Below are 26,306 nucleotides of genomic sequence, written 5' to 3' on the forward strand. Positions count from 1 at the left end.
GTGGGGCGCAGCTCAACCGCGTTGGGCGCCCGCTCGCGACGCGAGACAGCCGTTTCATCACGCGCGTCGCCGCTTTACCCATTCTGTAAAATTCGAGCGCATGTCCCTCAGGTCGCGCCGGAGGCGCGCGACGCGGGCGCCGCCCGTCCATCGACCCCGCGAAACTTGGCCCGCCCGCGCCCGCCCTGGCATGAGCCCCGGGTGCGTTCGCGTCTCTACCTCGCGCTCGCCGCCGCGGCCGCCGTCTGGATCGCGCCGGCGGCGGCATCTCCGGCCCCGCCGGGCGTCCGCAAGCTCCACGTCGAGGGCGGCGCCGTCCACGCCACGGTCGGCGCGACGGGCAAGCAGGTCCGCCTCACGCTCGACCCCGAGCTCCAGCGCGCCGCCGAGCGCCTCCTCGCCCGCTCCGGCGCGCCCGAGGGCGCCATCGTCGCGTCCGACGTCCGCACCGGCCGCATCCTCGTCTGGGCGAGCCGCGGCGACCGCGACTACGTCGCCACGCCGCTCGCCCCGAGCGCGAGCCTCTTCAAGATCGTCACCGCGGCGGCGCTCCTCGAGGCCGGCAAGGTCAACGTCGCGAGCCCCGTCTGCTACACGGGCGGCATGAGCGCGATCACCGCGCGGGATCTCGAGGGGCGCGGCGCCACGTGCACCGTCTTCGGCGAGGCGCTCGGCCGCAGCATCAACGGCGTGTTCGCCCGCCTCGCCACCCGGCACCTCACGCCCGCCGACCTGCGCGACAAGGCCCGCGATCTCGGCTTCGACGGCGAGGTCCCCATCGACGTCCCCGTCGCGCCGAGCACCGCCCAGGTCCCGGCCGACTCGCTCGGCCTCGCCCGCGCCGCCGCGGGCTTCTGGAGCGGCAAGCTCAGCCCGCTCGGCGCCCTGTTCGCGATGCAGACGATCGCCAACGACGGCGAGCGCGTCCGCTTCTCGCTGCTCGCGCCGCCGGGCGCAGAGGCCCGCGGGGACGCGCCCGCGACGCGCAGCGCCGACGGCCGCGGCCTCCGGGCCGACGTGGCGCGCACCCTCCGGTCGATGCTCGAGGTCACGACGCGCCGGGGCACGTGCGCCAAGGCGTTCCGCAAGCCGGACGGCACCCGCGCGCTCGGCTCCATGCCCGTCGCCGCCAAGACCGGTACGCTCGTCGGCGGGCGCCCGGCGCGCATGTTCTCCTGGTTCGCGTCGTTCGCGCCGTCCGATCGCCCCGAGATCGCCGTCTCCGTGATGCTGGCCAACGACATCACCTGGCGCACCAAGGCGAACCTCGTCGGCCGCGAGCTCCTCGAGACCTACTTCGGCCGCAGGCGCCCGGGGCCCGTCGCCCGGCGGCGGTGACGGGCGGCGGCGGCCTGCGCTACCCTGCCGCGAGCCGCATGAACGCCCGAGACCGCGTGCCCCTCGTCCTCCAGCACCTGCGCGAAGCCTACCCCGACGCGCGCTACGAGCTCGACTGGGAGACGCCGCTCGACCTGCTCGTCGCGACCATCCTGGCCGCGCAGTGCACGGACGAGCGCGTCAACCGGGTGACCGCCACGCTCTTCAAGAAGTACCCGACGGCGCAGGCGTACGCCGACGCCCCCACCGAGGTGCTCGAGGAGGAGCTCAAGCCGACCGGCTTCTACCGCCAGAAGACGAAGACGGTGAAGGCCGCGTGCCAGGCGCTCGTCGCGCGCTTCGGCGGCGAGGTGCCCCGGACCATGGACGAGCTCACGTCGCTGCCGGGCGTGGCCAGGAAGACGGCGAACGTCGTGCTCAACACGGCGTTCGGCCTCCCCTCGGGGATCATCGTCGACACGCACGTCGCGCGCCTCAGCGGGCGCATCGGCCTCTCGAAGCGCGAAAAACCCGAGCAGATCGAGGAGGACCTGATGCGGATCGTGCCCCGGGAGCAGTGGACCTTCTTCGGCCCTGCCATGGTCCTGCACGGCCGCTACACCTGCGTCGCCCGCAAGCCGCGGTGCGCGGAGTGCCGCATGAGCGCGCTCTGCCCGAAGGTGGGGGTGTGAGCGCGATGAAGATCGATCTGCCCCCGTGCTGGCAGGCCGCGCTCGCCGCAGAGCTCGATCAGCCCTATTTCCAGCGGCTCGGGCGCTTCGTCGAGGAAGAGCGGAAGGCGCACCGCGTCTTCCCGGCCGAGGAGGACGTCTTCGCCGCGTTCCGGCTCACGCCGTACGAGAGCGTCCGCGTGCTGCTGCTCGGCCAGGACCCGTACCACGACGAGGGGCAGGCCCACGGGCTGTGCTTCTCCGTGCGCCCGGGCGTCCCGCCGCCGCCGTCGCTCGCCAACATGTACAAGGAGGCGCTCGCCGACGTCCCCGGCTTCACGACGCCGCGCCACGGCTGCCTCACCGCGTGGGCCAGCCAGGGCGTGCTGCTGCTCAACACGGTGCTCACCGTCCGGGCGCACACGCCGAACTCGCACAAGAACCAGGGCTGGGAGACGTTCACCGACGCCGTGATAAGGAAGGTCAACGACCGGCCCGACGGGGTCGTGTTCGTTCTCTGGGGCGGCCACGCGCAGAAGAAGGCGAAGCTCATCGACGCGCGCCGCCACACGATCCTCAAGGCGGCGCACCCCTCGCCGCTGTCGGCGCGGAGCGGCTTCTTCGGCAGCAAGCCGTTCTCGTCGATCAACGCCGCGCTCCGCGCCCGCGGCGCGCCGGAGATCGACTGGCGCCTCCCGGAGCTCGGGTAGCGCGCGATGCGCCGGCAGAAGCGCGCCCTGCCGCTCGCCCCGGGGACGCGGTACACCCCGGCCGTCCTCGAGGGCATCGCCGACGGCGAGCGCGCCGCGCTCGGGCTCTCGCTCGCCCGGCGCGCCATCGGCTGCGCTGGCGCCGTTGCGGCCGCGGGCGCGGCGCTCGCGCGCGCCGAGGCGCTGACCGAGGCCGCGGCCGCCGCCGAGCCGCCCCCGCGGCCGATCGCCTGCCGGCCCGGCTGCGCGACCTGCTGCGTCAGCAAGGTGCTCGTGCTGGCGCCGGAGGTGGTCCGCATCGCGGCGCACCTGCGCGCCACGCGGACCGCGGCGGAGCTCGCCGCGCTGGAGGAGCGCGTGCGCGCCGCCGACGCCGCCACGCGCGGCCTCTCCCGCCTCGAGCGCGCCGAGGCCAAGGTCCCCTGCCCCCTCCTCGACGAGCGCGGCGCCTGCTCGATCCACGCCGTGCGCCCCATCGTGTGCGCTGGCTGGAACTCCCTGGACGCCGCGGCGTGCGAGCGCCACTTCGCCGCGCCCGCGGCCGTCCCCACGGCGCCCATGCACCGCCCGAGCTACGAGGTCGCGAACGCCGTCCTCGCCGGCCTCGGATGGGCCGCGAAGGAGCGGGGCCTCGACGTCGCGCCGCTGGAGCTCATCGCCGCGCTGCGCATCGCGCTCGAGCGTCCGAACGCCGGCGAGCGGTGGCTCGCCCGCCTCCCCGTCTTCGCCGCGGCCCGCGACGCCGAGTGGCAGGAGGACCGGCGGCGCGAGGCGTGATCGCGCGCCGCTCCCGGGCGGACGCGATGGGCGTTGGCAGGCCGGGAAATCCGTTTACTCTAGCGCGCCGCGGACGTCGCCGCCGCGCGGCGTCTCACGAAGCAACCCTCGACAACGACCTACGAAAGGAGTCTCCCATGAAGCTCTACGGACATCCCATGAGCACGTGTACGCGCAAGGTGATGACGGTGCTCGCCGAGAAGGGCCATGAGGCGCAGTTCGTGCTCGTCGATCTGGTGAAGGGCGAGCAGAAGGCGCCCGAGCACCTCGCGCGCAACCCCTTCGGCGTCATTCCGGCGCTCGAGGACGAGGACTTCACGCTGTACGAGTCGCGGGCGATCATCCGTTACCTGGACCAGAAGCTCCCGGGCGCGCCGCTGACGCCGACGGAGCTCAGGGCCAGGGCGCTCATGGATCAGTGGCTGAGCGTGGAGCAGTCGTATCTCTCCGATCCTGCGATCAAGATCCTCTACCAGCGCGTCATTCACCCGATGCGCGGCCAGCAGGGCGACGAGTCCGTCGTCGAGGCGTCGAAGGGCCAGATCGCCCGGACGCTCGACGTCGCCGACAGGGCGCTCGCTGGCCAGGAGTACCTCGCCGGATCGAGCTTCTCGCTGGCCGACATCTCGTGGATGCCGTACCTCCAGTGTCTCGTGATCTCGAAGGTCGGGGAGCTCATCACCGACCGGCCGAACGTCGCGGCCTGGTGGAAGCGCATCAGCGCGCGGCCGTCGTGGGTGAAGGTCTCGTCCTGAGCGCCCTCGTCGTGTCTCGATCGGGCGGGCCGGAGGGCCGTCGCGCCAGGTAGCCCACCGCGCCGGGGGAGCCGCCGCGTCGCCGGCGCCGGGCGCGGCCTCGGGAGGCCCGCCCGGCGCAACCAACCATCTTACCAGCGAGCAACGCGGCTGGCTGTCCCAGCCGGACGACTCACGGGCTGCCGTCGATGGTCACGATGGAGCCGTCCGGCCGATGGCTGAGCTCCGTCACCTTCACGTTGCGCAGGTACGTCTTGCCGCCGGAGAGCTCGCAGTCGTGGTAGAAGAGCCACCACTTGCCCTTGAACTCCACGATGGAGTGGTGCGTCGTCCACCCCAGCACGGGGGTGAGCACGACGCCCTGGTAGGTGAAGGGGCCGTACGGGTTGTCGCCCGTGGCGTACACGAGCAGGTGCGTGTCGCCGGTGGAGTACGACAGGTAGTACTTCCCGTTGTACTTGTGCATCCACGGCGCCTCGAAGAAGCGGCGCTCGTGGTCGGTCTGCAGGATGGGCTCGCCGTGCTTGTCGAGGATGCGGATCTCGCGCGGCCGCTCGCCGTACTGCAGCATGTCGTCGCTCAGGCGCGCCACGCGCGGGCCGATGGCGGGCTTCGGCTCGGTGGGCTCGGGCGGCGCGGTGGGGTCGTACTCCCCGCGCTGCCAGCGCTGCAGCTGCCCTCCCCAGATGCCGCCGAAGTACATGTACTGCGTGCCGTCGTCGTCCTGGAAGGTGGAGCAGTCGATGCTGTAGCTCCCCTTCATGGGCTCGGGCTCCGGCTTGAAGGGGCCTTCCGGCCGCTTGCTCGTGGCCACCCCGGTGCGGAAGATGCCGTGCTGGTCCTTGAGCGGGAAGTACAGGTAGTAGGTGCCGTTCTTGTACGCCGCGTCGCCGGACCAGAGCTGCCGCCCCGCCCAGGGGACGTCCTTGACGTCGAGCGCCACCCCGTGATCGGTCACCTCGCCGGGGATGCTCTCCATGGAGAGGACGTGGTAGTCCCGCATGTCGAAGTGGTCCCCGTTGTCGTTCTCGGGGATGCCGGACTCGACGTCGTGCGACGGGTAGATGTACACGCGGCCCTCGAAGACGTGGGCGCGCGGGTCCGCGGTGAAGATATGGGAGACCAGGGGCTTCGGTCGCAACATGCCGCTCCGTGGGATGGTACGTAGTTCAGATCACAGGCGCCGGTCGCGTGCCGGCGGGGTGGAATGGGCGCGATGTGCGCGGCCGCCGCGCCGGCGCCGCGGGGGCCGCGGCGGCACGGGGGCGGATCGATCGCGCATCGGGGCGCGACTCTAGTCCAACCTCGTAGCACCGGCCACCGTCGTTCGAGGCCACACCCGGCCTGCGGGGCCGCTTCCCGATGGCGGCCGTCGCCTCGCGGGCCGTCACCGGGCGCGGCGCGACCGGGGGGAGGCGCGCCCCGCCGCGTCGTCGAGCCCGAGACGGCGGCGCATCGCCGCGGCGATCCGCTCGCGCGCCCAGCGGTGGGCGGGATCGGCCTGGAAGCGCTCGTGCCACAGGAGCGCGAAGGGGACGCGCGGGAGGGCGATCGGCGCCTCGCGGACCACGAGCCCGAGGGTCCCGGCCACCGCGTGCACGAGGGGCATCGGCGCGTTCATCAGGAGATCCGAGCTGGCGACGATCATCAGGCCCGCGAGGAACGACGGCACCTCGACGCCCACCCGTCGGACCAGCCCGCGCCGCCCGAGCTCGTCGCCGATGACGTTCGGCCGCTGGTTGCCGATCCGCACGACCACGTGGGCGTGCGCGAGCCAGCGCGCGACGGTGAGCGGGCGGCCGAGCGCCGGGTGCCCGCGTCGGGCCGCCACGCCGAAGCGCAGCTCGCCGAGCGGGCGGGCGATCGCGCCGTCTCCGACGAAGCCCGCCGGGGCGAGCGCGAGCGGCGGATTGCCCGCGGCGAGCGCCCGGCCCAGGTCGGGCGTGACGCCGGAGATCCGCAGGTCGACGCCGGGCGCGTCGGCGGCGAGCTCGGCGAGCAGCCCCGGCACGAGCGGCATGAGCAGGTCCGGCATCGCCAGCGAGACCGTGTGGCGGCTCGTGGCCGGGTCGAAGCGCGGCGGCGGCGCGACGGCGGCGTGGAGCGCCCGCAGGGCCGCCGCGAGCGGACCGGCGATGGCCTCGGCGCGCGGCGTGGGCACCAGCCCCTCGTCGCCGCGCACGAGCAGTGGGTCGCTCAGCGCCTCGCGCAGCCGCCGGAGCCGGTGGCTCATCGACGATTGCGTGAGGCCCATGCGCCGGGCGGCCCGGGTGACGTGGCGCTCCTCGAGGAGGACGTGCAGCGCGTGGAGATGGCTGGCGTCCAGGCCGTCGAACATGACATCGATCTACACCATGATCTGGATGTGAACCATCGATGAGCGCCATGACGCCAGATGGCTAGAGTCGAGTCCATGACCGACAACGATCGCCCTCACCGCCTGCGCCCCGGAGACCGCCTCGCCCCGTTCACCCTCGACACCCTGAGCCACGGGTCGCTCCGGGTCCCGTCGGGGGGTCTTCTTCACCTCCAGTTCCGCCGCTTCGCCGGGTGTCCGGTGTGCAGCCTTCATCTCCGCTCGTTCGCCCGGGGGCGCGACCAGCTCGAGGCGGCGGCGGTCCAGACCGTCGCCTTCTTTCACTCCTCCGCGGAGACGATGCGGCCCTACCACGCGGATCTGCCGTTCCCCGTCGTCCCCGATCCCGAGCGCCGCTGGTACCAGCGATTCGGCGTCGAGCGCTCCGCGCTGGCGGGGGCGCATCCGAAGGTCGTATGGTCGGCGATCCGCGGGATGGTGGGCGCGCCGTCCAACCCGCTCGACGGAGAAGGCGGCAAGGACGGGCTGCCCGCCGACTTCCTCGTCGGGCCCGACGGCGCGATCCTCGCCGTGCGCTACGGAGCGCACGCCGCCGATCACTGGGAGCTCGAGCAGGTGATCGCCCTCGCGCGCGCGAACCGGTGACGCGCCGGTCCCCTCCCGTCGCCTCGCGCGCGAGCGCGACGATGACGGTCACCCCGCGAACGCGGCTGGGAGCATCGATGGCTGCGAGGTGGTCTGAAGGATCCGGCCCACGACATCGCCCGCCCGCCGCGTGCCCGGCGCCGCGCCGTCGAGCAACCCCACCAGGTTGACGAGGTCGAACGCCGCGGCCCAGCGCTCGAATCCGTCGGGGAGCGGCGCGCTCCGGCGGTAAGCGGCCGCGAACGCCGCGACGAACTCGGACCCTGGGCTCCAGCGCAGGAGCTGCCCGACGTCCATCAGGCTCGGGCCGGCATACGCGAACTCCCAGTCGAGCACGAGCAGCTCGCCGGACCCCATCCAGTGCAGGTTCGACGCCTTGAAGTCGCCGTGGAGGAGCACGGGGGCCGACGCCAGCCCGCGGAGCGCCCCCGCGTTCGCGTCGAGGAACGCGCCCACGCGCTCGCCCAGCGCGCCGCGGAGCTCGGCCGCCAGCCTGTCGAGGACCGCGTCGACGTGCGCCCGGAGCGCGCCCACGCAGTCGCCGAACGGCGTCGTGACGGCGAGCTCCGGCCCCAGAAGGCCCGCGCTGTCGAAGCCGACGGCGTGGATCTCCGCGAGCGCGCGCCCGACCGCAGCGCCGCACGCCGCCGTGTCCTCCAGCGGGACGTGCGGGACGTGCTCGAGGACGAGGAAGTCCTCGCCCGCCGACAGGACCGCCGGCACGCGGAACCGCCGCCAGCCCCGCGCGAGCAGGCGGGCCTCCTTCGCGGCCGCGGCGGGGTCGCGCCGGTACACCCGCAGCACGCGCTCGGCGCCGAGGCGCACGTTCACGTTGGCGTGCCCTCCGGAGAGCACCTCCGCCTCGCCGGTGAACGGCCCGACGCGCCGCTCGATCTCGGCGCGATCCAGGACATCGACGTGCGCGGCGCGCTCCCACGCGCGCTCCGGGTTGGGGAGCAGCCTCATGCGCGCCATCATGCACGAGCCGCGGCGCGGGGCGCGCCCCCGGAGTAGGATTCGCCCATGCCCGTGTACCGCTCGTCCGCCACCGAGCACGCCGCGCCGGTCGTCCTGGCCGCCCTGACCGACGTGGGGCTCAGCCGCGAGCACAACGAGGACGCCTTCCTGATCAGCGATCTCGCGCGCGGGGTCTCGCTCGGCGCGCCGGCCGCCCAGATGTCGGCGGAGCCGCCCCTCGCCCTCTCGCTCGGCGTCTACGACGGCTCCGGCGGCGCGTCGTCCCCGGACGCGGCGAGCCGGCTCGCGGCGCGCACGGTCCACGCCGTCCTCGCCCGCGCCGCGCCGCGGTCGAGCGACGCGCTCGAGCGGGCGCTGCTCGCGGCGGTCGCCGAGGCCGGGCGCGCCGTCCGCGACAACGCCCGCCGGAGCCCGCAGCACCGGAGCAGCGGCACGACGGCCACCGTGGCCGCGCTCTGCGACGAGCGCCTGCTGCTCGCGCAGGTCGGCGACAGCCGCGCCTACCTCCTCCGCGGCGGCGCGCTCGCGCAGATCACCCGCGACCAGACGCTCCTCCAGTCGCTCCTCGAGAGCGGCAAGCTGCGGCCCGAGGAGGCGGCCACGTTCGAGCACCGGGGCGTGATGCTCCAGGCGCTCGGGCTCCGGGAGCACCTCCAGATCGCGCTCTCCGCCGTGGAGCTCCGCCGCGAGGACACGCTGCTCCTCTGCACCGACGGGCTGAGCGACCTCGTCGACGACCGGCACATCGCCGCCGCGCTCGACGCCCACCCCGACCCGGCGGCGGCCTCCGGCGCGCTGATCGACGCCGCGCTCGCCGCCGGCGGCCGCGACAACGCGACCGTGCTCGTCGCGCGGTTCGACGGCCCGTGGCTCGCGCCGGCGACCGGCGACAGCGCGCCGCAAGTCATCGAAATCGCTAGATTTTCCGAAGGACCGAGCCGCCGCCCCTGAGGGCCGTGGCCCTGCGGCTCAGGGGCGCCGCCGCAGGCCGCTCAGGGGCGCCGCAGCCCGGCGCCCGCGGCGTCCTTCCGCGGCGCCGGCCGCGCGCGCCGCCGCCCGCGCGCCGCGAGCGCCAGCGCGGCGAGCGACCCCAGCGCCGCCCCCACCGGCGCGCCCCCCGCCCCGCCGAAGCTGCACCCGCCGCCGCCTTCCGTGTCCGCGCCGGAGCCCTCGTCCGCGCCCCCGGCGCCGCCCGCGCCTGTCGCAGCGCCCTCTCCCGCGCCGGTCGCTCCGGTCGAGCCCGCCGCGCCTGTCGTCGCCGCCCCGCCGCCCGCGCCGGTCGCCGCGCTGCTGCTCGCGGCCGTGGCGTCGCCCCCGCCCGTGCCGGCGCCGGTGCTCGCCGCGCTCGTCGTCGCGCCGGGATCGCCGCCGGAGGACCTGAGCACCAGATCCGCGCAGCGGTAGTACAGGGTCGCCGGGCGCCGGTCCGTCATGACCTGGATGAGCTGAAGCGTGCAGTTGTCACACGCGATGTCGGGCAGCGTGACCTGCGCCGAGTACGACCCCCCGCGCTTGTCCTCGATGCCGTCGAGCAGGCACCCCGGATCCACCCCCGGCTCGCAAAGATCGGACTCGCCCGCCGGCTCGGGGAAATCGTCGCCGTCGTCGTCGAACATGATCCGGAAATGCCCCGGGTGATCGATTGTCTCGTCCCATGTCACCGTGATCGTCTCGCCCGGCTCGAACACGGTGACATCGTCCCCCCGCGCGTCGTTCGGGGCGCCACAGGGCGACGTCTTCTGCGGTCCGTCCAGGCCGTTTCTCGGCGCGGGGGACGTGAGCGTGATGTGCGCGTGGCTCACGCCAGCGAGCGACACAACGGCGGCGAACACGAACGATCCCAACGGTACTCGGCGCATCGGTCCTCTCTTCCCTCTCCTCCAGGCTCGCGGCGGGGCAATCTACACAGCCGCACATCGCCTGTCTGTGCCGTCCTCGAGCGAGGAATTTTCCACGAAAGGGGCGCGCACGAGCGGCGCCGCGGACCGTCGGACTCGGCCCCGTCGGGGCGCTCCCGGGCTTGCGTTCCGCGGTGATCTCGGCGATTCCAACCGGGGTGGAGGCTCGCCTCGGACGAGGGGAGGGAGCCGCGTGCTGTCCTTTCAGGATGGAGCGGAGGGCATCGTCAATGGAGCATCGCGCATTCGGGTTCACGGGCGTCAAGATCCCGGTCGTCGGACAGGGCACCTGGCAGATGGAGACCGACGATGAGGCGGCCTGCGTCGACGCCATCCGGCGGGGGATCGACGCGGGCATGACGCACATCGACACGGCGGAGATGTACGGCTCGGGCGCGGTGGAGTCGCTCGTCGGCAAGGCGATCGCCGGGCGCCGCGACGAGGTGTTCCTCGCCTCCAAGGTGCTGCCCGGCAACGCGAGCCACGCCGGCACGATCGAGGCCTGCGAGCGCAGCCTGAAGCGGCTCCGCACCGACCGGCTCGACCTCTATCTCCTCCACTGGCCCGGGTCGCACCCGCTAAAGGAGACGTTCCGCGCCTTCAAGGACCTGAGGGCCCAGGGCAAGATCCGGTATTTCGGCGTCAGCAACTTCGATCAGGCGGAGCTCTCGAAGGCGATCGCGATCGCCGGGGCGAACGAGATCGCCTGCAACCAGGTGCTCTATCACCTGCTCGAGCGCGCCATCGAGCACCGGGTGCTGCCGCTCTGCGAGCGGCACGGCATCGCGGTCGTCGCCTACAGCCCGTTCGGCTCGGGCCGGTTCCCGGATCCGAGCAGCGCGGCGGGCAAGGTGCTCGCGTCGATCGCCGCCGCGCGCGGCGCCACGCCGCGGCAGGTCGCGCTGCGCTACCTGCTCCGCCGCCAGCCGGTCTTCGTGATCCCCAAGGCCGCGAGCGCCGCCCACGCGCTCGACAACGCCGCCGCGGGCGACCTGCGCCTCACCAGCGAGGACCTCGCCCGCCTCGACACGGCGTTCCCGCTCGGCCGCGACCGCGGCGCGCTGCCGACCCTGTAGGCGGCGCGTCGGCCATCGCGGGGTCGTAGACATCCGCAACGTCGACCGTGTGCAGCCTGGAGGCGTGGAGGCGTCGAGGCGCCCGGTCGTGGAGCTTGATCGAGATTTCGGGCATACTGCCGCTGGAAGCGGTCCCGTTCGATGGAAGCAAGCATCCTCGACCAAGTCCGGGCGGCGGCGGCGAAGAAGATCCTCTTCCTCCCCCACGCGGTGCGCCAGATGAGCCGCCCGGTCGGATGATCTCGCCTGCCGAGATCAGCGCCACGATCACGGCCGGCGAGCTGATCGAGGACTACCCGGAAGACGTGCGCGGCCATAGCTGCTTGCTGCTGGGATCCGGGGACGCCGGCCGTCCCATCCACGTCGTCTGCGCCCCGAAGCCGGATTACCTGGCCATCATCACCGCCTACATCCCCCATCCCGATCAGTGGTCCGCCGACTTCAAGAAGAGGAAGTGATCCATGCAATGCATGCACTGTAGAGGAGAGATGCGGCGCGCCCATGCTCCGTTCAGCGTGGACCGCAACGGCTACCATGTACGCTGGGACGCGGTGCCCGCATGGGTGTGCGAGCAATGCGGCGAGCCGTACTTCGAGTCCGCCGAGGTCGCGCGCATTCAACGCGCGCTCGAAGCGCTCGATCGCGAGATCGAGGCCGCCTGATCGGCGTACCGTCAGCCCGGTCGTGCCACGACCGGCCTCCGGACTGCCCGATCTCTGGCAGGCCATCGACAGGCCGCGGGTCTGGCCTCGTTTCTCCGGCAGAAGGGCCCCGCCCGCCGGCCGTGGCATACTCCACAGCATGAACCACGCACTCCTTGGCTCCTCTCTCCTCGGCTTTCTCCTCGCCGCCTGCGGCGGCTCCGTCGACATCCCTTCCGGCAGCGGCGGCGCCGACGGCGCGGGCGGCGCGGGCGGCGCGAGCGGTATCACGAGCTCGACCTCGGGCGGCGGCGGGACGCCGGTCGCCTGCGGCGCGCGCAGCGGCGGGACCTGCGGCGCGGACGAGTACTGCGACTTCCCGGACGACTCGTGCGCGACCTTCGATACCGTGGGCCAGTGCGCCGGGCGGCCCGGGGTCTGCCCCGCGGATTGCCCGGGCGTCTGCGGGTGCGACGGCACGTTCTATTGCAATGCGTGCTCGGCGCAGCAGGCCGGGGTGGATGTCTCGACGAGCACCGCCTGCCGCGATCCCGAGGAGGCCGACTACGCCGCGACCTACTGGTCCGGCGGGCTCGAGCACCTCATCGTGGCCAAGGCCTCTCCGGGAGCGGACCGCTGCGTGATGCTGTATGCCGACAGGCCGGCCGTGGACGCGCCGGAGGGCTTCGACGTCGAGATCCCGAAGACATGGGGCGTGTCGCGCGTCGTGCTGGCCGAGGGGGCGGCCGATTGCACGCCGGAGAGCATGCGGCCCGCCGGCGAGACAGTGAACGCCACGGGCGCCACGGGGAGCCTGTCATTTCATCTCGACGAGACGGGCTGGCTCGTCCCGTGCTCCCTCGATATCGATGTCTCGGTCACGCTCCCGGGCGAGCCCGCCCCCGAGGTCCTGCGCGCCACCGGCGTGCACGTGTCCAGCAGCGGCTGCCTGTAGCCGCGCGCGGGGCCGGGCTCCCCGGCCGGCCGCCGCCGTCAGCGCTTCGTCGCGCCGCGCTGCGCCTTCTCGGCCTCGGCGAGCCGCCGGCGCGCGTCGTCGAGGGCCGACTGGCTGGCGAGGCCCTTCGGGAGCGCCTCGTAGCCGGCCACCTCCTCGCGCAGCGTCGCGACCTGCTCCGCGCGCCGGCCGAGCTTGTCCTGGATCTCCGCGCGCAGCTTCAGGTAGCGCAGGCGGCGCGGGCCGTAGGCGCGGCCGATCGCGCGGTCCACCGCGGCGAGCGCCTCCTCCTCGCGGCCCATCGCGTGGAGCACCTGCGCGAGCCGCGCGGGCGGCTCGTACGACGCGGGCATCTGCGCCTCGCGCTCCTTCAGCATCGCGACCGCCTCCTCGCCGCGGCCGAGCGCGAGGTACGCCATGGCGCGCCCGTAATCGTACGCGGCGGCCGCCTCGGGCGCCTTCGCCTCCCGCGCCGCCTGCTCCAGCACGGCGAGCTTCGACGCGGTCGCCGCGCGGGCGCCGTCCGCGTCGCCGAGCGCCTTTAGGCCTTCCGCCAGCAGGCTCCAGGCGTCGGCCCGGTCGTCCGCGCTCGCGTCCGCGGGCGGGCTCGCGACGATCGCGCGCAGCCGCGCGACCGCCGCCTCGCGCGCGGCCCGCTGCGCGTTGCGGTCGGGGAGCGCGGCCGCGCACGAGAGGACCACGCTCGCGAAGTCGGCGGGCAGCGCCGCGCCCTTCACCTCGGCGACGTGCGCCCTGCCGACGTCCGCGCACGCCGCGGCGTCCTTCCTGCGGAGCGCCGACACGAGGCCGAGCAGCGCCTCGCTGCGCCGCGGCCAGCCCTCTCCGCCCCTCGCCAGGGCGCGCTCGTAGGCGGCCGCCGCGGCGGCGTGATCGCCGGCGCTGTGCGCCCGCTTCGCCTCGATCAGCAGGCGGCCGGGATCGTCCGCCGGCAGCGCCGCGGCAGCGCGCGAATCCATGGCGGCCAGCGACGCGCGGAGCAGCTCGCGCAGCTCCTCCACCGAGGCGGCGCCCCGCCAGAGCCCGACCACCTCGCCGTTCGCGGGCTCGAGGACGAAGAACGTCGGCCATACCGTGACCTCGTGTCGCTCGAGGAAGGGCGCGTTCTCCGGTCGATCGGTGTCGATGTCGGCGAACACCACCCGATCGGCGAACGGGCGGAGCGACGGATCGGTCAGCACCTGATGCTTCATGCTCAGGCACGTGTGGCACCACGGCGCCCAGGCATCGACGAACAGCGCCTTGCCCTCGGCCCTGGCCTTCTCGCGCGCCCGCGGCACGTCGTCGCGGATGAACTCGATCGGCTGCAGCGCCGCGGCCGGCTCTGCCTTGACGGCGGGCGGCGCCGCGGCGGCGATCGAGGGCGCCGCGGCCGCCGGGGCGCCCGGCGCCCGCGGCGGCGGCTTGGCCGCGCAGGCGGCGAGGGCGAGCGCGGAGGCGAGCACGGCAACAAGCGCAGGGGCGAGGGCGGGGAGCGAGGCCGGGGGACGCACGCCGGCATGGTAGCGCAGTTGCGGCGGCCTCGCCTTCTCTGCGACACGGGCGCTGGCCGCCCACCCCGGCCGCCCCTCTCGACTCCGAAGCTCGTTCGACCGCGGTGAACGGAAGGGTGGATGTCTCGTTGACGAGTCGCCGGCGCTCCGCGTAGATGGTCAATCTTGGCCGGCGCTGCCTTCGCCCGCCGCGCGACGGCGGCGGCGCAGGACGCCGGGTGCGCCACGACAACACATCAGGGTCGAACGCCGCATGATCGAGCACGAGCACAGGATAGGGAGGCACACGGTCCGCGTCGGCGAACAGGACGACACCCTGGATCTGATCCTGCGGGGCGACGTCACGCCGGACGACGCGAGGCATATCTTCGACTTCATGGAGTCGCGCTTCGCGGGGCGGAGCCACGTGCTGGTCACCGGCGAGATGTCCGGGCTCGGCCACGTCCCGTCGGAGTCCCGGCGCGTGATCATGAAGGAAGCGGGCAGGGCGCCGCCCATCCGCGGCCTCGTCTACCACCGCGCGTCCTTCGGGGCGAAGGTCATCACCGAGCTGGTGATGCGCGCCTATGCGCTCACCACGGGAGCCGACATTCCCGTCCATTTCGCCGCGGACGAGGCCGAGGCGCGCGCGTGGCTTGCGAGGCGGCGGGAGCAGCTCGCGGCAGCGGAGCAGCACCGCCGGTGAGCCGTCGAGCGGTGCGGCCGCGAGGCGTCGAGCCGGGCCGGACGGGGCTCGCGGCCGCTTCGCGATCCCCCGGGCGGGCTCGACCGGGCGTGGAACGCGCCCCCCGCCGCCCGCAAAGCTGGTAGAGTGCCGCCCCGGTGAACGATTACGCGGGCCGGTGCGGAAGCTGCGCAGCATACACCCGGGTGCATGAGGATCCCGCGCGCGGCCGCGTCGGCGAGTGCGCTCTCGAGGTGTACCCGCCGCCGGTCAAGGCGACCGCGACGTGCGCCCGCTACCGCGCCAAGGGGGCGCCGCCGCCGCCCCCGCCCCCGCGGGCCGCCGGCCAGCCGCGCGGCTCGGGCGGCAGGCCGCGGGCGCCCGAGCGGGCGCCGTCGCCCGAGCGCCGGGCCGGCGCGGCGCCGCAGCCCGCCCGTTCGCCGCTGCCAAGGGAGATCGACATCGACATGGATATCGACGAGTTCCGTCGTGTGCTGCGCGAGGTGCTGTCCGAGGAGCTGGGCGTCGGCCGCGCGGAGATGGGCGGCCGCTGGGAAGGCGGGGAGATCGTCCTCCGCCCCGGAAAGGAGGGCACGGCCGAGAAGCGCATCCCGCTCGACGTGTTCTTCCACAAGATCGTCATGCTCCGCGACAAGCTCCGCGTGCTGGAGCAGAAGATCAACGCGCACGAGGGGCTGAGCGACGCCGAGAAGGTCCAGCTCCAGGCGTACATCACCGGCTGTTACGGCACCCTCACCACGTTCAACGTCCTCTTCGCCCGCCGCGAGGACGGCTTTGCCGGCAGCGGCCGAGACAGCGACTGAGCGCTCCGCGCGCGAGCCGCGCGACACGAGCCCAGCAATTCCGTACGAGCCCAGCAATTCCGTCGCTGCCGCGGATTCCAGCGGGCGCGCCGGCGCAGCCCCAGCGCGGGCGCAGCCACGGATTCCCGCGCGCGCGGGCACCGTCGCTGCTGCGTGAGGTCGGCAGCGCGCTCATCGCCGACGGCCGGCGGGGCGCGCCGTTGGGGCTGCACCGGGCGTCGGCCACCATGGTACAAGGTGCGCGGAGGTCGCCGAGCAATGGCCATCAAGCAGCTCACGCCGGAGCAGGTCCACACCATGTCCCTCGAAGAGAAGGACACCTGGTGGCTGAAGAACGTCTACCGCGGCGACATGCCCCAGCTCACGCTCCGCTCGGGCATCACGGGCATGCTCCTCGGCGCCTTCCTGTCGCTCACGAACGTGTACATCGGCGCGCGCACCGGCTGGTCGCTCGGCGTCGGGATCACGAGCGTCATCCTGGCCTTCGGGCTGTTCAAGGTCCTCTCCAGGATGGGGCTCGGCAGGGACATGACCGTGCTCGAGAACAACGCGATGCAGTCGATCGCGACGTCGGCCGGGTACATCAACGCGCCGCTCTTCACGAGCCTGGCGGCCTACTCGATGGTCACGACGACGATCATCCCCATGGGGAAGGCGATGATCTGGATGTTCGTCCTCGCCATCCTGGGCGTGCTCTTCGCCTTCCCCATGAAGAAGCGCTTCATCAACGACGAACAGCTCCCCTTTCCGGAGGGGATGGCCGCCGGCGTCGTGATGGACGCGCTGCACGAGAGCGACGAGCGGGAGGGCCTCTTCAAGGCGAAGCTCCTCCTCGGCGGCGGCCTCGCGAGCGCGGCCCTCGAGCTCCTGCGCGACGACAAGGTGATGCGCGCGCTCTTCGCGCTGAAGAGCATCCCCCATTACTACGACGAGATCCTCTATCACGGGCGCTTCGCCGACCTGCTCAAGCGGTGGGGCATCACCCCGGGGCTCCGGGGCATCCCGTTCAACGAGCTCACGATCCGCTTCGACACGAGCATCATCTTCGTCGCCACGGGCGGCCTGATGGGCATCCGGACCGGCGTGTCGCTCCTGCTCGGCGGGGTGCTCAACTACTGGATCCTGGCCCCCCTGCTCATCCAGCACGGCATCATCCTGCCGAAGAACGGGCATTACGGGTTCGGGCAGATCACGATATGGGCCCTGTGGGGCGGCGTCGCGTGCATGACGACCTCGTCGCTCTATGCCTTCTTCTCCAAGCCCAAGGTGATCCTCGACGCGTTCAAGGGCCTCTCCAGGAAGGGCGCGACGAGGGACGTGCTCGCGGACATCGAGCTCCCCGTGAAGCTGTCGATCATCGGCGTCCCGGTCGTCGGCGCGGTCGTCGTCGCGCTCGGGAAGATCTGGTTCGGCATCGACTGGTGGCTCGGGATCATCGCGATCCCGCTCGTGTTCATCTTCTCGCTCATCGCCGTGAACTCGACGGCCATCACGGCGATCACCCCGACGGGCGCGCTCGGCAAGCTGACGCAGCTCACCTACGGCGTCCTCGCGCCGAAGAACATCACGACGAACCTGATGACCGCCGGGATCACGGCGGAGGTCGCGAGCAACACGGCGAACCTGCTGATGGACATCAAGCCGGGCTACATGCTCGGCGGCAAGCCGCGCCACCAGGCCCTGGGGCACGTGCTCGGCACGATCGCGGGGCTCGTGCTCTCGGTGCCCGTCTGGTACCTCGTGCTCATCCAGGGGGACATCGGCCGTTACGGGACCGAGCAGCTGCCCGTCCCGAGCGCGCTCACGTGGAAGGCGGTCGCCGAGGTCCTGATGAAGGGGCTCGACTTCCTCCACCCGACGGCCAAGACCGCGGTGATCGTCGGGGCGATCATCGGCATCCTCGTCGAGGTCACGAAGCAGCTGACGAGGAATCGATTCCCCCTCTCCGCGGTCGCCCTGGGGCTCGCGTTCATCCTGAACTTCACCGACATCTGGTCGATGTTCCTCGGGTCGTTCCTCTTCTGGCTGCTCGAGCGCCGGTCCGCCGCGTGGCACCGCAAGCGCGAGACGGAGTCGCGGCTGAGCGCGACGGCGCCCGGCGGGGTCGAGGAGGCCGGGCCCGCGCCGGTCAAGCGGCCCTGGTACGCGCTGGCCGCGGAGAACACCGAGGCCATCTGCGCCGGCGTGATCGCCGGCGGCTCGCTGATGGGCATCGGCCTCAGCGTGCTCGGCGTGCTCGTGCTGCCCGACGTCCTCGAGGCGGAGAGCCTCGGCAAGGCGCTCGGGAAGCTCCTGAGCTTCCTGCCGAAGTGAAGCGCCGCCGGCCGGGCGGGCCTCATCGGTTCGCCCGCCAACGCAACAGCGCCCCAGTGTGACAGGAATGCGCGCCGTGGCGGGGTCGCCGCGCGCCAGGATGCGCGCGGCGCGTCGCCGCGGCCGAGCCGCCCTGCTCGATGGCGCCATGGCGCGCTTCGTGCAGCCCTGTCCGCGCTGCGTCAACACGAGCCCAGGAGAGGACGCGCGAACGTGCGAGGAGGAAAGCATCGATGTCCGTGAATGCGCCCCCGTCCCGAGGAACTCCCAGCCCCGCGCCGGTCGGTGATCCAGAGAAGGAGCCGCCGGTGCAGGATCCGGGGCCCGACGAGCCCCCGCGGCGCGATCCGGTGCCGGACGAGCCGGCGCGGCGGGATCCACCGCCCCCTCCTCCCGCCCCTGGAGAGCCCTCTCCGGAGATCATCGATCCTCCGGCGCCGGGGCAGCCGCCCAGGGACCCGGGCGTGATCGCGGACGCCGGCCGTGTTGGCGTTGCGGTGTGACGATGTCCCCTAACCGCCGAGAGGTCCTGAGATGAACACGTGCGATTGCTGCGGCAACACCTACGACAAGGCCTTCCAGATCACGGTGGGCGCCACGACCTACACCTTCGACTGCTTCGAGTGCGCGATTCACAAGCTCGCGCCCGTGTGCGCCCACTGCGCCTGCCGGATCGTGGGCCACGGCATCGAGGCGGGCGGGGCGTTCTACTGCTGTGCGCACTGCTCCAAGCAGGAGGGCGTCCAGGGCGCCATCGATCGCGTGGCGTGAGCCGGCGCGCGGGCGGCCCGGCGCGCTCACATCGCGGGGTCGTGGCTGGAGGCCAGCCGCGGGGCCGCGTCGCGCGCGGCGCGCGCGGGTCCGGCGGCCTCTGCCCGTTCGAGGAGAGCGCCTCGCGGAAGTGGACGGGCGAGGGCGCCGCGCGCGCCCGGCGGGAGCCGGTCGGCCTGCTCGGCCCCGGGCGGCGTGCGCTGCGTCGCCGCCCCGCCCGGCTCCGCGGGGAGCGCCGCGAGGCGATCTGCGGCCAGCCCGATGACCAGGATGAAGAGCAGCAGCGCGACGCCGGTGCGGCCGCGAGCCTGCGTGAGCATGGATCCCTCCTTCACAGCGGGGCAGCGAACGCCTCGCTCTCCAGGAACGTAGCTCTGGCGTGTGCGCGTGATAATCCTGGTCCGGCGACGAGGATTGCGTCGCGGAAGGAAAGAATGGGATGGATCCGGCGAGCGGTCACCTGGGCGAGATGAGGGCGTTCCTCGAGGTCGCGCGGCGGCAGAGCTTCTCGGCGGCGGCGAAGGCGCTGGGGCTCACGTCGTCGTCGGTCAGCAAGCAGGTCGCGCGGCTCGAGGAGCGCCTCCGCGCGAAGCTCCTCCAGCGCACGACGCGCCGCGTGAGCCTCACCGAGGCGGGGAACCTCTACGCCGAGCGCGCCGACCGGATCCTCTCGGACCTCGAGGAGGCGCAGCGCGCGGTGGCGGATCTCGACGGGACGCCGCGCGGGACGCTGCGCATCTCGGCGCCCACGGTCCTCGGCACGCTCCGCGTCGCGCCCGCCGTGCTGGCCTGCCGCGCGAGGTACCCGGAGCTGCGCATCGATCTCGATCTCACCGATCGCATCGTCGATCTGGTGGCCGAGCGCGTCGACGTGGCGGTGCGCCTCGCCGCCGAGATCTCCCCTGCTTCGCTCGTCGCGCGGCGGCTGGCCGGCGACCTGCGCGTGCTCTGCGCGAGCCCCCGGTACCTGCGCCGCCACGGCACGCCGCGGCGCCTCGAGGATCTCGCCGACCACGACTGCCTGACGCTCAACCAGGAGCCCGTCGCCCGGTGGACGCTCGTGGGCCCCGAGGGCGAGCGCGTCATCCCGGTGAGCGGCTCCTTCCGCTCCAGCGACACGTTCACGCTGCGCGACGCCGCGGTCGCCGGCCTCGGCCTGGCCAACCTGCCCGACTACGTCGTTCAGGAGCACCTCGCGCGCGGCGCGCTGCGGCGCGTGCTGCCGGAATACGGCGCATCGAAGCGCGCCAGCTTCGCTGTGTACGCCGCGCCCGCGCGCGCCGCGGTCCGCGTGTTCGTCGAGGCGCTCGCCAGGGCGATGCGGAGCTCCGGCGCGGCGACGGCGTGATCAGCAGAGGTGGGTGAGCCGCCAGGGCGCCAGGGTCACCGCGCCGGCGCGGCCCCGAGCGCGCCGGCCGGCGCGGCCCCGAGCGCGCCGGCCGGCGCGCGCTCCCTTGTCATCTGGCGGATGCAGTGCTGGAGCGCCGCGCGGAGGTTCGTCAGCGTCGTGATGCTGGACAGGTCGAGCCCCAGGCTCACGATCGTCTGCGCGACGTTCGACCGGATGCCCGTGACGATGCCCTCCGCGCCGAGGAGCCGTATCGCGCCGACGAGATCGAGCAGATAGCTCGCTGTCTTCGTGTCCACCATCTCGACGCCGGTGAGGTCGAGGATCGCGTAGCGCGCGCCCGTGCGGACGATCGCGTCGAGCAGCGTATCCATCACCTCCGCGGTCCGCTGGCTGTCGACGACGCCGATCATCGGCAGCGTCAGCACGCCGTCCCAGACCTGGATGATGGGCGTCGATAGGTCGCGGATCACCTGCTGTTGCCGCTCGATGAGCTCCAGCTTGCTCCGGAGCTCCTGCTCCGTGCGCTTCGCCGGGCTGATGTCGAGCGTGAAGCCGACGACCGCGTACACATCGCCCCGCTCGTCGCGGATGGGGATCTCCCAGTTCTCCCAGGTCACCCCGTGCGTCGTGGACATCGAGTGGGTCGCCTCGCCCGCGAGCGCCCGCTCCAGCTCGGCTTTGCCGTCGCTGTCCGCGTAGTAATCGAACACGTTCTTCCCGACGAGCTCCCCTTGCCGGAGCCCCGCGCCCTCGATCCCCTTGCCCTCGTGGAACGTGAAGATCCCCTCGCGATCGATCGCCCAGACGACGATCGGCAGCGTCTGCGTGATCGTCCGCAGGACCAGCTCCTTCTGCTGGTAACGGCGGAGCTGCTCGACCCGCTCCGTCACGTCCTGCCCGAACACGCCGACCCCGCTGACCTGCCCGCGCTCGTCGAGCAAGCGCTCGTGGCGCCACTCGAAGCTCACCACGGCGCCGTCCTTCGTGACGTGGCTCCACACGTGAGGCGCCGCACCGTCCTCCTCGAGCAGCCGCCGCCACGCGCCGGGGTCGCCGGAAGCCGGCAGCAGCTCGTCCACGCGACGGCCGAGCGCCTCGCGCCGCGCATGGCCGAACAGGCGCTCGGCCGCGCCGTTCCAGTCCCGGATGGTGAGGTCGCTGCCCAGCTCGACGATGGCGAACGGCGCCCGCTGGAAGAGGAAAGCGCGGCTGCCCGCGAGCTGATCGGCCTCGACGCCGTCCGGTGACGCAGTGGATACGGTCATTGCTGTAAAATTTAACCTGAACGTGCGGCAGCCGTCGAGAGGGCTCGCTTCCGCGGCCCGCCGGCGCCCTCCCACCCCGTCCGCGCTGCTCCCCTGCTGCCGCAGCAACACCCCGTGCGCAGCGCCTGCTGCGCCAGCAGCAGGCCGCCGTCTGCTATAGCGGATTTGCGTCTTCCAGAGCGGCGCGCCGTTGGTACGCGGCGTGCTCAACGCACCCGGCGTGCTCGAGAAGAAAGCCCCGCAGGCACGCTCGGAGGAGCGCAGCGCCGCGCGGAGGGCGCACGCGAGGTTGCGGGGTTTGCGGTCGCTCCAGGCGAGCTGAACGCGCCGTGCACGATTCAACCCGTTCTGGAAGGGCGGCCCGTCATCGGACCGGGCCCTCGTCGAGGATGGGCAGCAGGAGGAGCGATGAGCAACAAGATCCAGTTCCAGAACGTGAGCAAGACGTTCGCCGTCAAGGGGCCGGCGGGAGCGAAGGAGGGCGCGCGGTTCACGGCGATCGAGGACCTCTGCCTCGACGTGCGCGCGGGCGAGCTGATGGTCCTGGTCGGGCCGAGCGGTTGCGGCAAGTCGACGCTCATCGATCTGCTCGGCGGGCTGTCGAAGCCGTCGACCGGGCGGCTCCTCCTGGACGGCAAGCCGATCACGGGCCCGGCCCTCGACCGGGGGATCGTGTTCCAGCAATACGCGCTCTTCCCGTGGCGCACGGCGCGCGAGAACGTCGAGTTCGGCCTCGAGGCCAAGGGCGTCCCGGAGGGCGAGCGCAGGGAGATCGCGCAGCGCTTCCTCGATCTCGTGAGCCTCTCCGGCTTCGAGGATCGGTATCCGCACGAGCTGTCGGGCGGCATGAAGCAGCGCGTGGCCATCGCCCGGAGCCTGGCCTACGCCCCGGAGGTGCTGATGATGGACGAGCCGTTCGCGGCGCTCGACGCGCAGACGCGCGAGTCGCTGCAGGCCGAGCTGCTCCGGATCTGGGAGAGGTCGCGCACGACGATCCTCTTCATCACGCACAGCATCGACGAGGCGGTGTTCCTCGGGCAGCGGGTCGCGGTCATGACGTCGCGGCCGGGCCGCGTGAAGCACATCATCGAGATCCCGCCCGAGATCCGCGGCCACGAGGACCCGCGGTCGACGCCGGAGTTCGGCAGGCTGCGGCACGAGATCTGGACGCTCCTGCGCGAGGAGGTGCTCAAGGCGGAGGAGCAGGAGCGGATCAAGAAGCAGAAGCGCGCGGCGGAGAGCCGCCCTGTGGCGGGCGTGGTGGCGGTCAATGGCTAGCCTGGAGCAGTCGATCGCGCTGCACGAGGAGGCGCAGCAGCCGCCGCTCGTCGCCGAGGTGGGGAGGTGGCTCGGCCGCGCCGCGGCGCGCTCGGGGATCCTGCTGTTCGTCGCCGCGCTCTGGGAGACGGCGCCGCGCGTCGGGCTCGTGGAGGCGGCCTTCCTGCCGCCGCTCTCCGAGGTGCTGGCGACCGGGTGGCAGCTCCTCCAGAACGGCCAGCTCCTGAGCCACATCCGGGCGAGCCTGTCCCGCTCGTTGCTCGGCTTCTCGCTGGCGATCCTGATGGGCGTGCCGCTCGGGCTCGCGATCGGGTGGTACAGGGGCGTGGCGGACGCCATCAACCCGCTGCTCGAGGTGCTGCGCAACACCGCGGCGCTCGCGCTCCTCCCGGTGTTCCTCCTGCTGCTCGGGATCGGGGAGGCGTCGAAGGTGGCGCTCGTGATCTACTCGTGCACCTGGCCGATCCTGCTCAACACGATCAGCGGGGTGCGCGGGGTCGATCCGCTGCTCATCAAGTCGGCGCGGACGATGGGCCTGTCGCCGCTCCAGCTCTTCCGCAAGGTGATCCTGCCGGCGGCGGTCCCGACGATCTTCGTGGGCATCCGGCTGGCGGGCGCCTATTCGCTGCTCGTCCTCGTCGCCGCGGAGATGATCGGGGCCAAGGCCGGGCTCGGATACCTCATCATCTACGCGCAATACAACTTCCAGATCCCGAGCATGTATGTCGGCATCCTGACGATCACGACGCTCGGGCTCGCGTTCAACTACCTGCTCATGCGCGTGGAGCGGCGCTTCACGTCGTGGAAGGTCGCGCCGAAGGAGTGAGCCTGTAACGCGCGGCGCTTGTAACGCGCGGCGCGCGGGCGCGCCTCTCATCCGAGCGCGGCGGCGATCACCCCGCGACCGCGAGCCCAGAAGAGAGCCAGAAGAGAAAGAGAGACGATCACGTGAATCGCATCATCCTGGGGCGCACGGGCCTCAAGGTCAGCGTGCTCGGCCTTGGCGCGGGGGGCGACAGCCGGCTCGGCGCCGGGCGCGTCGCCGAGGCGGAGTCGGTCCGGCTCGTCCGCGCGGCCATCGACCACGGCGTGAACTTCTTCGACACGGCGGAGGCGTACGGGACCGAGGGGATCATCGGCAAGGCGCTCCGCGAGGTGCCGCGCGACAGCGTGGTGATCTCGACGAAGAAGACGACGCGCCTCGATGCGCCCGTGCGACCGGAAGACGTCGTGTCGTCGCTGGACGCGAGCCTCGAGCGGCTGGGCACGGATCACGTCGACATCTATCACCTGCACGGCGTGCTCCCGCAGCACTACGCCGACCTGCGCGAGCGGATCGTCCCCGTGCTCCTGCGCCTGCGCGAGCAGGGCAAGATCCGCTTTCTGGGCATCACGGAGGCGTTCGCCGCCGATCCGTCGCACGCGACGCTGGAGCAGGCGCTCCGCGACGACCTCTTTGACGTCGTGATGGTCGGGTTCAACCTGCTGAACCAGTCGGCGCGCGCGACGGTGTTCCCGCTGACGCAGGCGAGGAACGTCGGCACGCTGATCATGTTCGCTGTCCGGCGGGCGCTGAGCCGGCCCGACCGGCTGAGGGAGCTGCTCGCCGACCTGGCGGCGCGGGGCAAGGTGCCGCGCCGGCTCGTCGACGAGGGGCTCGGCGGCCTCCTCGCGGGGGAGGCGCCCCGGTCGATCCCGGACGTGGCGTACCGCTTCTGCCGGGACGAGCCGGGCGCGCACGTGATCCTGTCGGGGACGAGCAGCGTGGAGCACCTGCTCGAGAACGTGCGCTCGATCGAGGGGCCGCCGCTCTCGGAGGGCGTCCGCGCGCGCCTCGTCGAGGCGTTCGCCGGGGTCGACGACGTGTCGGGTCACTGAGGGGCGCGCGCCGGCCGAGCGCGGCGCGCGCGCCGGCCGAGCGCGGCGCGCGCGCCGGCCGGACGCGGAGGAGATCACGCGACCGGCGCGGCGAGCCCGGGCGGCGCGACCTCGGCGGCGTCGGCCGCGGTCGCGGCGTCGCTCCCGAGGAAGCGCGCGATCCGCCCGCAGAGCCGCGCGCGGAAGGCGTCGTCGGTGGGGGGCGAGTGGCGGCACCCCTCGAGCAGCTCGGTCTCGGCGCGCGGCAGGAGCTCGTTCGCGCGCGCGAGCAGCCTGGCGCCGGGGAAGCTCACGTCGTCGTCGGCGCCGAAGACGAGCGCGGGCCGCGTGAAGCCGGCGAGCGACGCCGGCGTGGCGAGCGGCGGCGGCCGGAAGTCGAGCCTGTAGCTGCGCACGGCGTCGCCGAAATAGGAGCACCACAGGTCGTCCTGCGAGGTGAACAGCCCGGCGACGAGGCGCGCGAGGCGCTCTTCCGAGGGGAACGCGCGGTAGAGGGCCATCGGGATCGCGATGCGCGTGAGGCCTTGCCACGCCGAGCCCGACACGAGGGCCGCCGGCACGATCAGGACGAGGCGGTCGATCCTCGCGGGCGCGATCTGGGCCATGCGCAGGGCCACGAAGCCGCCCCAGCTCACGCCGAGGAGGTGGGCGCGCGCGAGGCCGAGCGCGTCGAGCACGTCGGTGAGCCACTCGGCGTAGGCGGGCCCGTCGAGCGGCAGGCGGACGTCGGCGCTCTTGACGGACTGGCCGATGACGTCGACCGCGTGGACGCGGTAGCGCGCGAGGAGCGGCCCGAGCTCGCCGAGCAGGTGCGCGGAGCTCGCGAGCGCGCCGTGCAGGCAGACGAGCGGCGGGGCGCCCTCGGGGCCCGCGACGAGGACGTGCGTCGCGCCGAAGCGGGTGGAGACCTCGCGCGATCGGGTCGGGACCGGGAGCCTCTCGTGGAACCTGTCGAACCACGCCGCGATGCGGGCGCGCGCCTCGGGACTGCGGAACATGATGGACGACGTCATCGAGCCCTCCTGACGTTGGCTGCGGGGCGGAGGCCGCAGAGGTGCTGAGCGACGAGCCGATCGAGGAGGGCGACGGGCGACGGGTGCGCGCCCTGGACCCACGCGATCAGCGCGAAGTAGTAGAAGGAGAAGAAGGCGACGCCGAAGAGCGCGGCGTCGGCGTCGTCGGCGACCTCCCCCTGCGCGCGCGCGGCCTCGAACAGCGCGACGACGCGGCCGTGCGCGGCGGTGACCTGCTCGGCGAAGCGCGCCTGCCACGGCGGGTCGGCGAACAGCGACTCGCGAAGCAGCGTCTTCGAGAGGGTCGGCCTGCGGGCGTAGTACGCGAAGAACGCAGCGGCGAGCCGGTGGAGCCGCTGCTCGAGGGTGCCGGGCTCGTCGTCGCGGACGGCCTCGGCGGCGGTGGCGGCGAGGTCGTCGAACAGGGCGGCGTGGAGCAGGTCGCGCTTGTCGGCGAAGTGGAGGAGGACGGTGCCGGCGGCGACGCCGGCGTCCGCGGCGATGGCGCGGACGCTCGCGGCCTCGAAGCCGTGGCGCTCGAAGCTGTCGCGCGCGACCTCGAGGATCCGGGCGCGCGTCGCGTCTTTCTGGGCGTCGCGGCGGCCTGGCTTCTGGGTGAACGAGTTCACTGAACATGTTCATTACATGAGCTGCCCGGACGCGCAAGGGGCTGGGCGAGGGGTCGCGCCGACCCGCTT

29 protein-coding genes are annotated in these 26,306 nt (G+C 73.0%); 20 read left to right on the plus strand and 9 right to left on the minus strand.

Annotated features, from left to right (window positions below):
• The first annotated feature begins 201 nt into the window (after window positions 1-201).
• The 5 genes from WMF24_RS24815 (at window position 202) to WMF24_RS24835 (ending at window position 4,230) form a co-directional block, all read left to right on the plus strand.
• Window positions 202-1,338 (plus strand): penicillin-binding transpeptidase domain-containing protein, encoded by a 1,137-nt coding sequence (locus WMF24_RS24815; RefSeq protein WP_437729852.1) that lies wholly within the window; start codon window positions 202-204, stop codon window positions 1,336-1,338.
• A 38-nt stretch (window positions 1,339-1,376) separates the two neighbouring features.
• Complete coding sequence (gene nth / locus WMF24_RS24820) at window positions 1,377-2,009, plus strand: endonuclease III (RefSeq protein WP_437729853.1); 633 nt, start codon at window positions 1,377-1,379, stop codon at window positions 2,007-2,009.
• Between the two features lie 5 nt (window positions 2,010-2,014).
• Window positions 2,015-2,698: a uracil-DNA glycosylase gene (gene ung / locus WMF24_RS24825; protein ID WP_437738851.1), complete on the plus strand. Its 684-nt coding sequence runs from the start codon at window positions 2,015-2,017 to the stop codon at window positions 2,696-2,698.
• Window positions 2,699-2,704: 6 nt separating this feature from the next.
• Window positions 2,705-3,475 (plus strand): YkgJ family cysteine cluster protein, encoded by a 771-nt coding sequence (locus WMF24_RS24830; protein ID WP_437729854.1) that lies wholly within the window; start codon window positions 2,705-2,707, stop codon window positions 3,473-3,475.
• 137 nt (window positions 3,476-3,612) lie between these two features.
• The gene (locus tag WMF24_RS24835; protein ID WP_437729855.1) at window positions 3,613-4,230 is read left to right on the plus strand and encodes a glutathione S-transferase family protein; all 618 of its coding nucleotides are present in this window, start codon (window positions 3,613-3,615) and stop codon (window positions 4,228-4,230) included.
• 172 nt (window positions 4,231-4,402) lie between these two features.
• On the opposite strand, the gene WMF24_RS24840 is transcribed toward WMF24_RS24835, so the two are convergent.
• Together WMF24_RS24840 and WMF24_RS24845 are read right to left on the minus strand one after the other, a co-directional pair.
• Window positions 4,403-5,374, minus strand: coding sequence for a glycoside hydrolase family 43 protein (locus WMF24_RS24840; RefSeq protein WP_437729856.1), 972 nt, complete (start codon window positions 5,372-5,374; stop codon window positions 4,403-4,405).
• A 243-nt stretch (window positions 5,375-5,617) separates the two neighbouring features.
• Entirely contained in the window at window positions 5,618-6,568 is a 951-nt protein-coding gene (locus WMF24_RS24845; RefSeq protein WP_437729857.1) for a LysR family transcriptional regulator, read from the minus strand.
• Between the two features lie 75 nt (window positions 6,569-6,643).
• Here WMF24_RS24845 and WMF24_RS24850 point away from each other — a divergent pair, with 75 nt between their 5' ends.
• The gene (locus WMF24_RS24850; protein ID WP_437729858.1) at window positions 6,644-7,192 is read left to right on the plus strand and encodes a peroxiredoxin-like family protein; all 549 of its coding nucleotides are present in this window, start codon (window positions 6,644-6,646) and stop codon (window positions 7,190-7,192) included.
• A 48-nt stretch (window positions 7,193-7,240) separates the two neighbouring features.
• On the opposite strand, the gene WMF24_RS24855 is transcribed toward WMF24_RS24850, so the two are convergent.
• Complete coding sequence (locus tag WMF24_RS24855; protein WP_437729859.1) at window positions 7,241-8,158, minus strand: phosphotransferase family protein; 918 nt, start codon at window positions 8,156-8,158, stop codon at window positions 7,241-7,243.
• 57 nt (window positions 8,159-8,215) lie between these two features.
• Here WMF24_RS24855 and WMF24_RS24860 point away from each other — a divergent pair, with 57 nt between their 5' ends.
• Window positions 8,216-9,121 (plus strand): PP2C family protein-serine/threonine phosphatase, encoded by a 906-nt coding sequence (locus WMF24_RS24860; RefSeq protein ID WP_437729860.1) that lies wholly within the window; start codon window positions 8,216-8,218, stop codon window positions 9,119-9,121.
• Window positions 9,122-9,162: 41 nt separating this feature from the next.
• Here the strand turns inward: WMF24_RS24860 and WMF24_RS24865 are convergent, their stop codons facing one another.
• Window positions 9,163-10,029: an SCE4755 family polysaccharide monooxygenase-like protein gene (locus tag WMF24_RS24865; protein ID WP_437729861.1), complete on the minus strand. Its 867-nt coding sequence runs from the start codon at window positions 10,027-10,029 to the stop codon at window positions 9,163-9,165.
• 269 nt (window positions 10,030-10,298) lie between these two features.
• Between WMF24_RS24865 and WMF24_RS24870 the strand changes: the two genes are divergently transcribed.
• The 4 genes from WMF24_RS24870 to WMF24_RS24885 all read left to right on the plus strand — a co-directional run bounded on the left by WMF24_RS24870 (window position 10,299) and on the right by WMF24_RS24885 (window position 12,740).
• Window positions 10,299-11,144, plus strand: a complete 846-nt coding sequence (locus WMF24_RS24870) for an aldo/keto reductase (protein ID WP_437729862.1) — start codon at window positions 10,299-10,301, stop codon at window positions 11,142-11,144.
• Between the two features lie 236 nt (window positions 11,145-11,380).
• Window positions 11,381-11,602: a DUF4258 domain-containing protein gene (locus WMF24_RS24875; protein WP_437729863.1), complete on the plus strand. Its 222-nt coding sequence runs from the start codon at window positions 11,381-11,383 to the stop codon at window positions 11,600-11,602.
• A 3-nt stretch (window positions 11,603-11,605) separates the two neighbouring features.
• Window positions 11,606-11,806, plus strand: a complete 201-nt coding sequence (locus tag WMF24_RS24880; protein ID WP_437729864.1) for a YgiT-type zinc finger protein — start codon at window positions 11,606-11,608, stop codon at window positions 11,804-11,806.
• A 139-nt stretch (window positions 11,807-11,945) separates the two neighbouring features.
• Window positions 11,946-12,740, plus strand: a complete 795-nt coding sequence (locus tag WMF24_RS24885; protein ID WP_437729865.1) for a hypothetical protein — start codon at window positions 11,946-11,948, stop codon at window positions 12,738-12,740.
• Between the two features lie 38 nt (window positions 12,741-12,778).
• Here WMF24_RS24885 and WMF24_RS24890 read toward each other — a convergent pair whose 3' ends face one another.
• Entirely contained in the window at window positions 12,779-14,251 is a 1,473-nt protein-coding gene (locus WMF24_RS24890) for a thioredoxin family protein (RefSeq protein WP_437729866.1), read from the minus strand.
• A gap of 253 nt (window positions 14,252-14,504) precedes the next feature.
• Between WMF24_RS24890 and WMF24_RS24895 the strand changes: the two genes are divergently transcribed.
• From WMF24_RS24895 to WMF24_RS24915, 5 genes are all read left to right on the plus strand, one after another.
• Window positions 14,505-14,936, plus strand: a complete 432-nt coding sequence (locus WMF24_RS24895) for an STAS/SEC14 domain-containing protein (protein WP_437729867.1) — start codon at window positions 14,505-14,507, stop codon at window positions 14,934-14,936.
• A 137-nt stretch (window positions 14,937-15,073) separates the two neighbouring features.
• Complete coding sequence (locus WMF24_RS24900) at window positions 15,074-15,739, plus strand: hypothetical protein (RefSeq protein WP_437729868.1); 666 nt, start codon at window positions 15,074-15,076, stop codon at window positions 15,737-15,739.
• Between the two features lie 258 nt (window positions 15,740-15,997).
• The gene (locus WMF24_RS24905; RefSeq protein ID WP_437729869.1) at window positions 15,998-18,052 is read left to right on the plus strand and encodes an OPT family oligopeptide transporter; all 2,055 of its coding nucleotides are present in this window, start codon (window positions 15,998-16,000) and stop codon (window positions 18,050-18,052) included.
• Window positions 18,053-18,360: 308 nt separating this feature from the next.
• On the plus strand, window positions 18,361-18,555 hold the full coding sequence (locus tag WMF24_RS24910) for a hypothetical protein (protein WP_437729870.1): 195 nt from the start codon (window positions 18,361-18,363) through the stop codon (window positions 18,553-18,555).
• 31 nt (window positions 18,556-18,586) lie between these two features.
• Window positions 18,587-18,823, plus strand: a complete 237-nt coding sequence (locus tag WMF24_RS24915; protein ID WP_437729871.1) for a hypothetical protein — start codon at window positions 18,587-18,589, stop codon at window positions 18,821-18,823.
• Between the two features lie 26 nt (window positions 18,824-18,849).
• On the opposite strand, the gene WMF24_RS24920 is transcribed toward WMF24_RS24915, so the two are convergent.
• Window positions 18,850-19,143 carry a hypothetical protein gene (locus tag WMF24_RS24920; protein WP_437729872.1) on the minus strand — a complete coding sequence of 98 codons (294 nt, stop codon included), beginning with the start codon at window positions 19,141-19,143 and terminating at the stop codon, window positions 18,850-18,852.
• 119 nt (window positions 19,144-19,262) lie between these two features.
• On the opposite strand from WMF24_RS24920, the gene WMF24_RS24925 reads away from it, so the two are divergent.
• On the plus strand, window positions 19,263-20,171 hold the full coding sequence (locus tag WMF24_RS24925) for a LysR substrate-binding domain-containing protein (RefSeq protein ID WP_437729873.1): 909 nt from the start codon (window positions 19,263-19,265) through the stop codon (window positions 20,169-20,171).
• Between the two features lie 35 nt (window positions 20,172-20,206).
• Here WMF24_RS24925 and WMF24_RS24930 read toward each other — a convergent pair whose 3' ends face one another.
• A complete protein-coding gene (locus WMF24_RS24930) occupies window positions 20,207-21,439 on the minus strand; it encodes a PAS domain S-box protein (protein ID WP_437729874.1) in 1,233 nt (410 codons plus the stop codon).
• A 408-nt stretch (window positions 21,440-21,847) separates the two neighbouring features.
• On the opposite strand from WMF24_RS24930, the gene WMF24_RS24935 reads away from it, so the two are divergent.
• The 3 genes from WMF24_RS24935 to WMF24_RS24945 all read left to right on the plus strand — a co-directional run bounded on the left by WMF24_RS24935 (window position 21,848) and on the right by WMF24_RS24945 (window position 24,595).
• Window positions 21,848-22,717, plus strand: coding sequence for an ABC transporter ATP-binding protein (locus WMF24_RS24935; protein WP_437729875.1), 870 nt, complete (start codon window positions 21,848-21,850; stop codon window positions 22,715-22,717).
• A complete protein-coding gene (locus tag WMF24_RS24940) occupies window positions 22,710-23,543 on the plus strand; it encodes an ABC transporter permease (RefSeq protein ID WP_437729876.1) in 834 nt (277 codons plus the stop codon). Before WMF24_RS24935 ends, WMF24_RS24940 begins: the two co-directional genes overlap by 8 nt.
• Before the next feature lie 122 nt (window positions 23,544-23,665).
• Window positions 23,666-24,595 carry an aldo/keto reductase gene (locus WMF24_RS24945; protein ID WP_437729877.1) on the plus strand — a complete coding sequence of 310 codons (930 nt, stop codon included), beginning with the start codon at window positions 23,666-23,668 and terminating at the stop codon, window positions 24,593-24,595.
• Between the two features lie 74 nt (window positions 24,596-24,669).
• On the opposite strand, the gene WMF24_RS24950 is transcribed toward WMF24_RS24945, so the two are convergent.
• Together WMF24_RS24950 and WMF24_RS24955 are read right to left on the minus strand one after the other, a co-directional pair.
• Complete coding sequence (locus WMF24_RS24950) at window positions 24,670-25,608, minus strand: alpha/beta fold hydrolase (RefSeq protein WP_437729878.1); 939 nt, start codon at window positions 25,606-25,608, stop codon at window positions 24,670-24,672.
• Window positions 25,605-26,237 (minus strand): TetR/AcrR family transcriptional regulator, encoded by a 633-nt coding sequence (locus WMF24_RS24955; RefSeq protein WP_437729879.1) that lies wholly within the window; start codon window positions 26,235-26,237, stop codon window positions 25,605-25,607. The genes WMF24_RS24950 and WMF24_RS24955 overlap by 4 nt, the downstream gene beginning before the upstream one ends.
• Window positions 26,238-26,306 lie beyond the last annotated feature (69 nt).

It is taken from the genome of Sorangium sp. So ce1335 (assembly GCF_051521615.1).
In the GTDB taxonomy this organism is placed as follows: Bacteria; Myxococcota_A; Polyangia; order Polyangiales; family Polyangiaceae; genus Sorangium.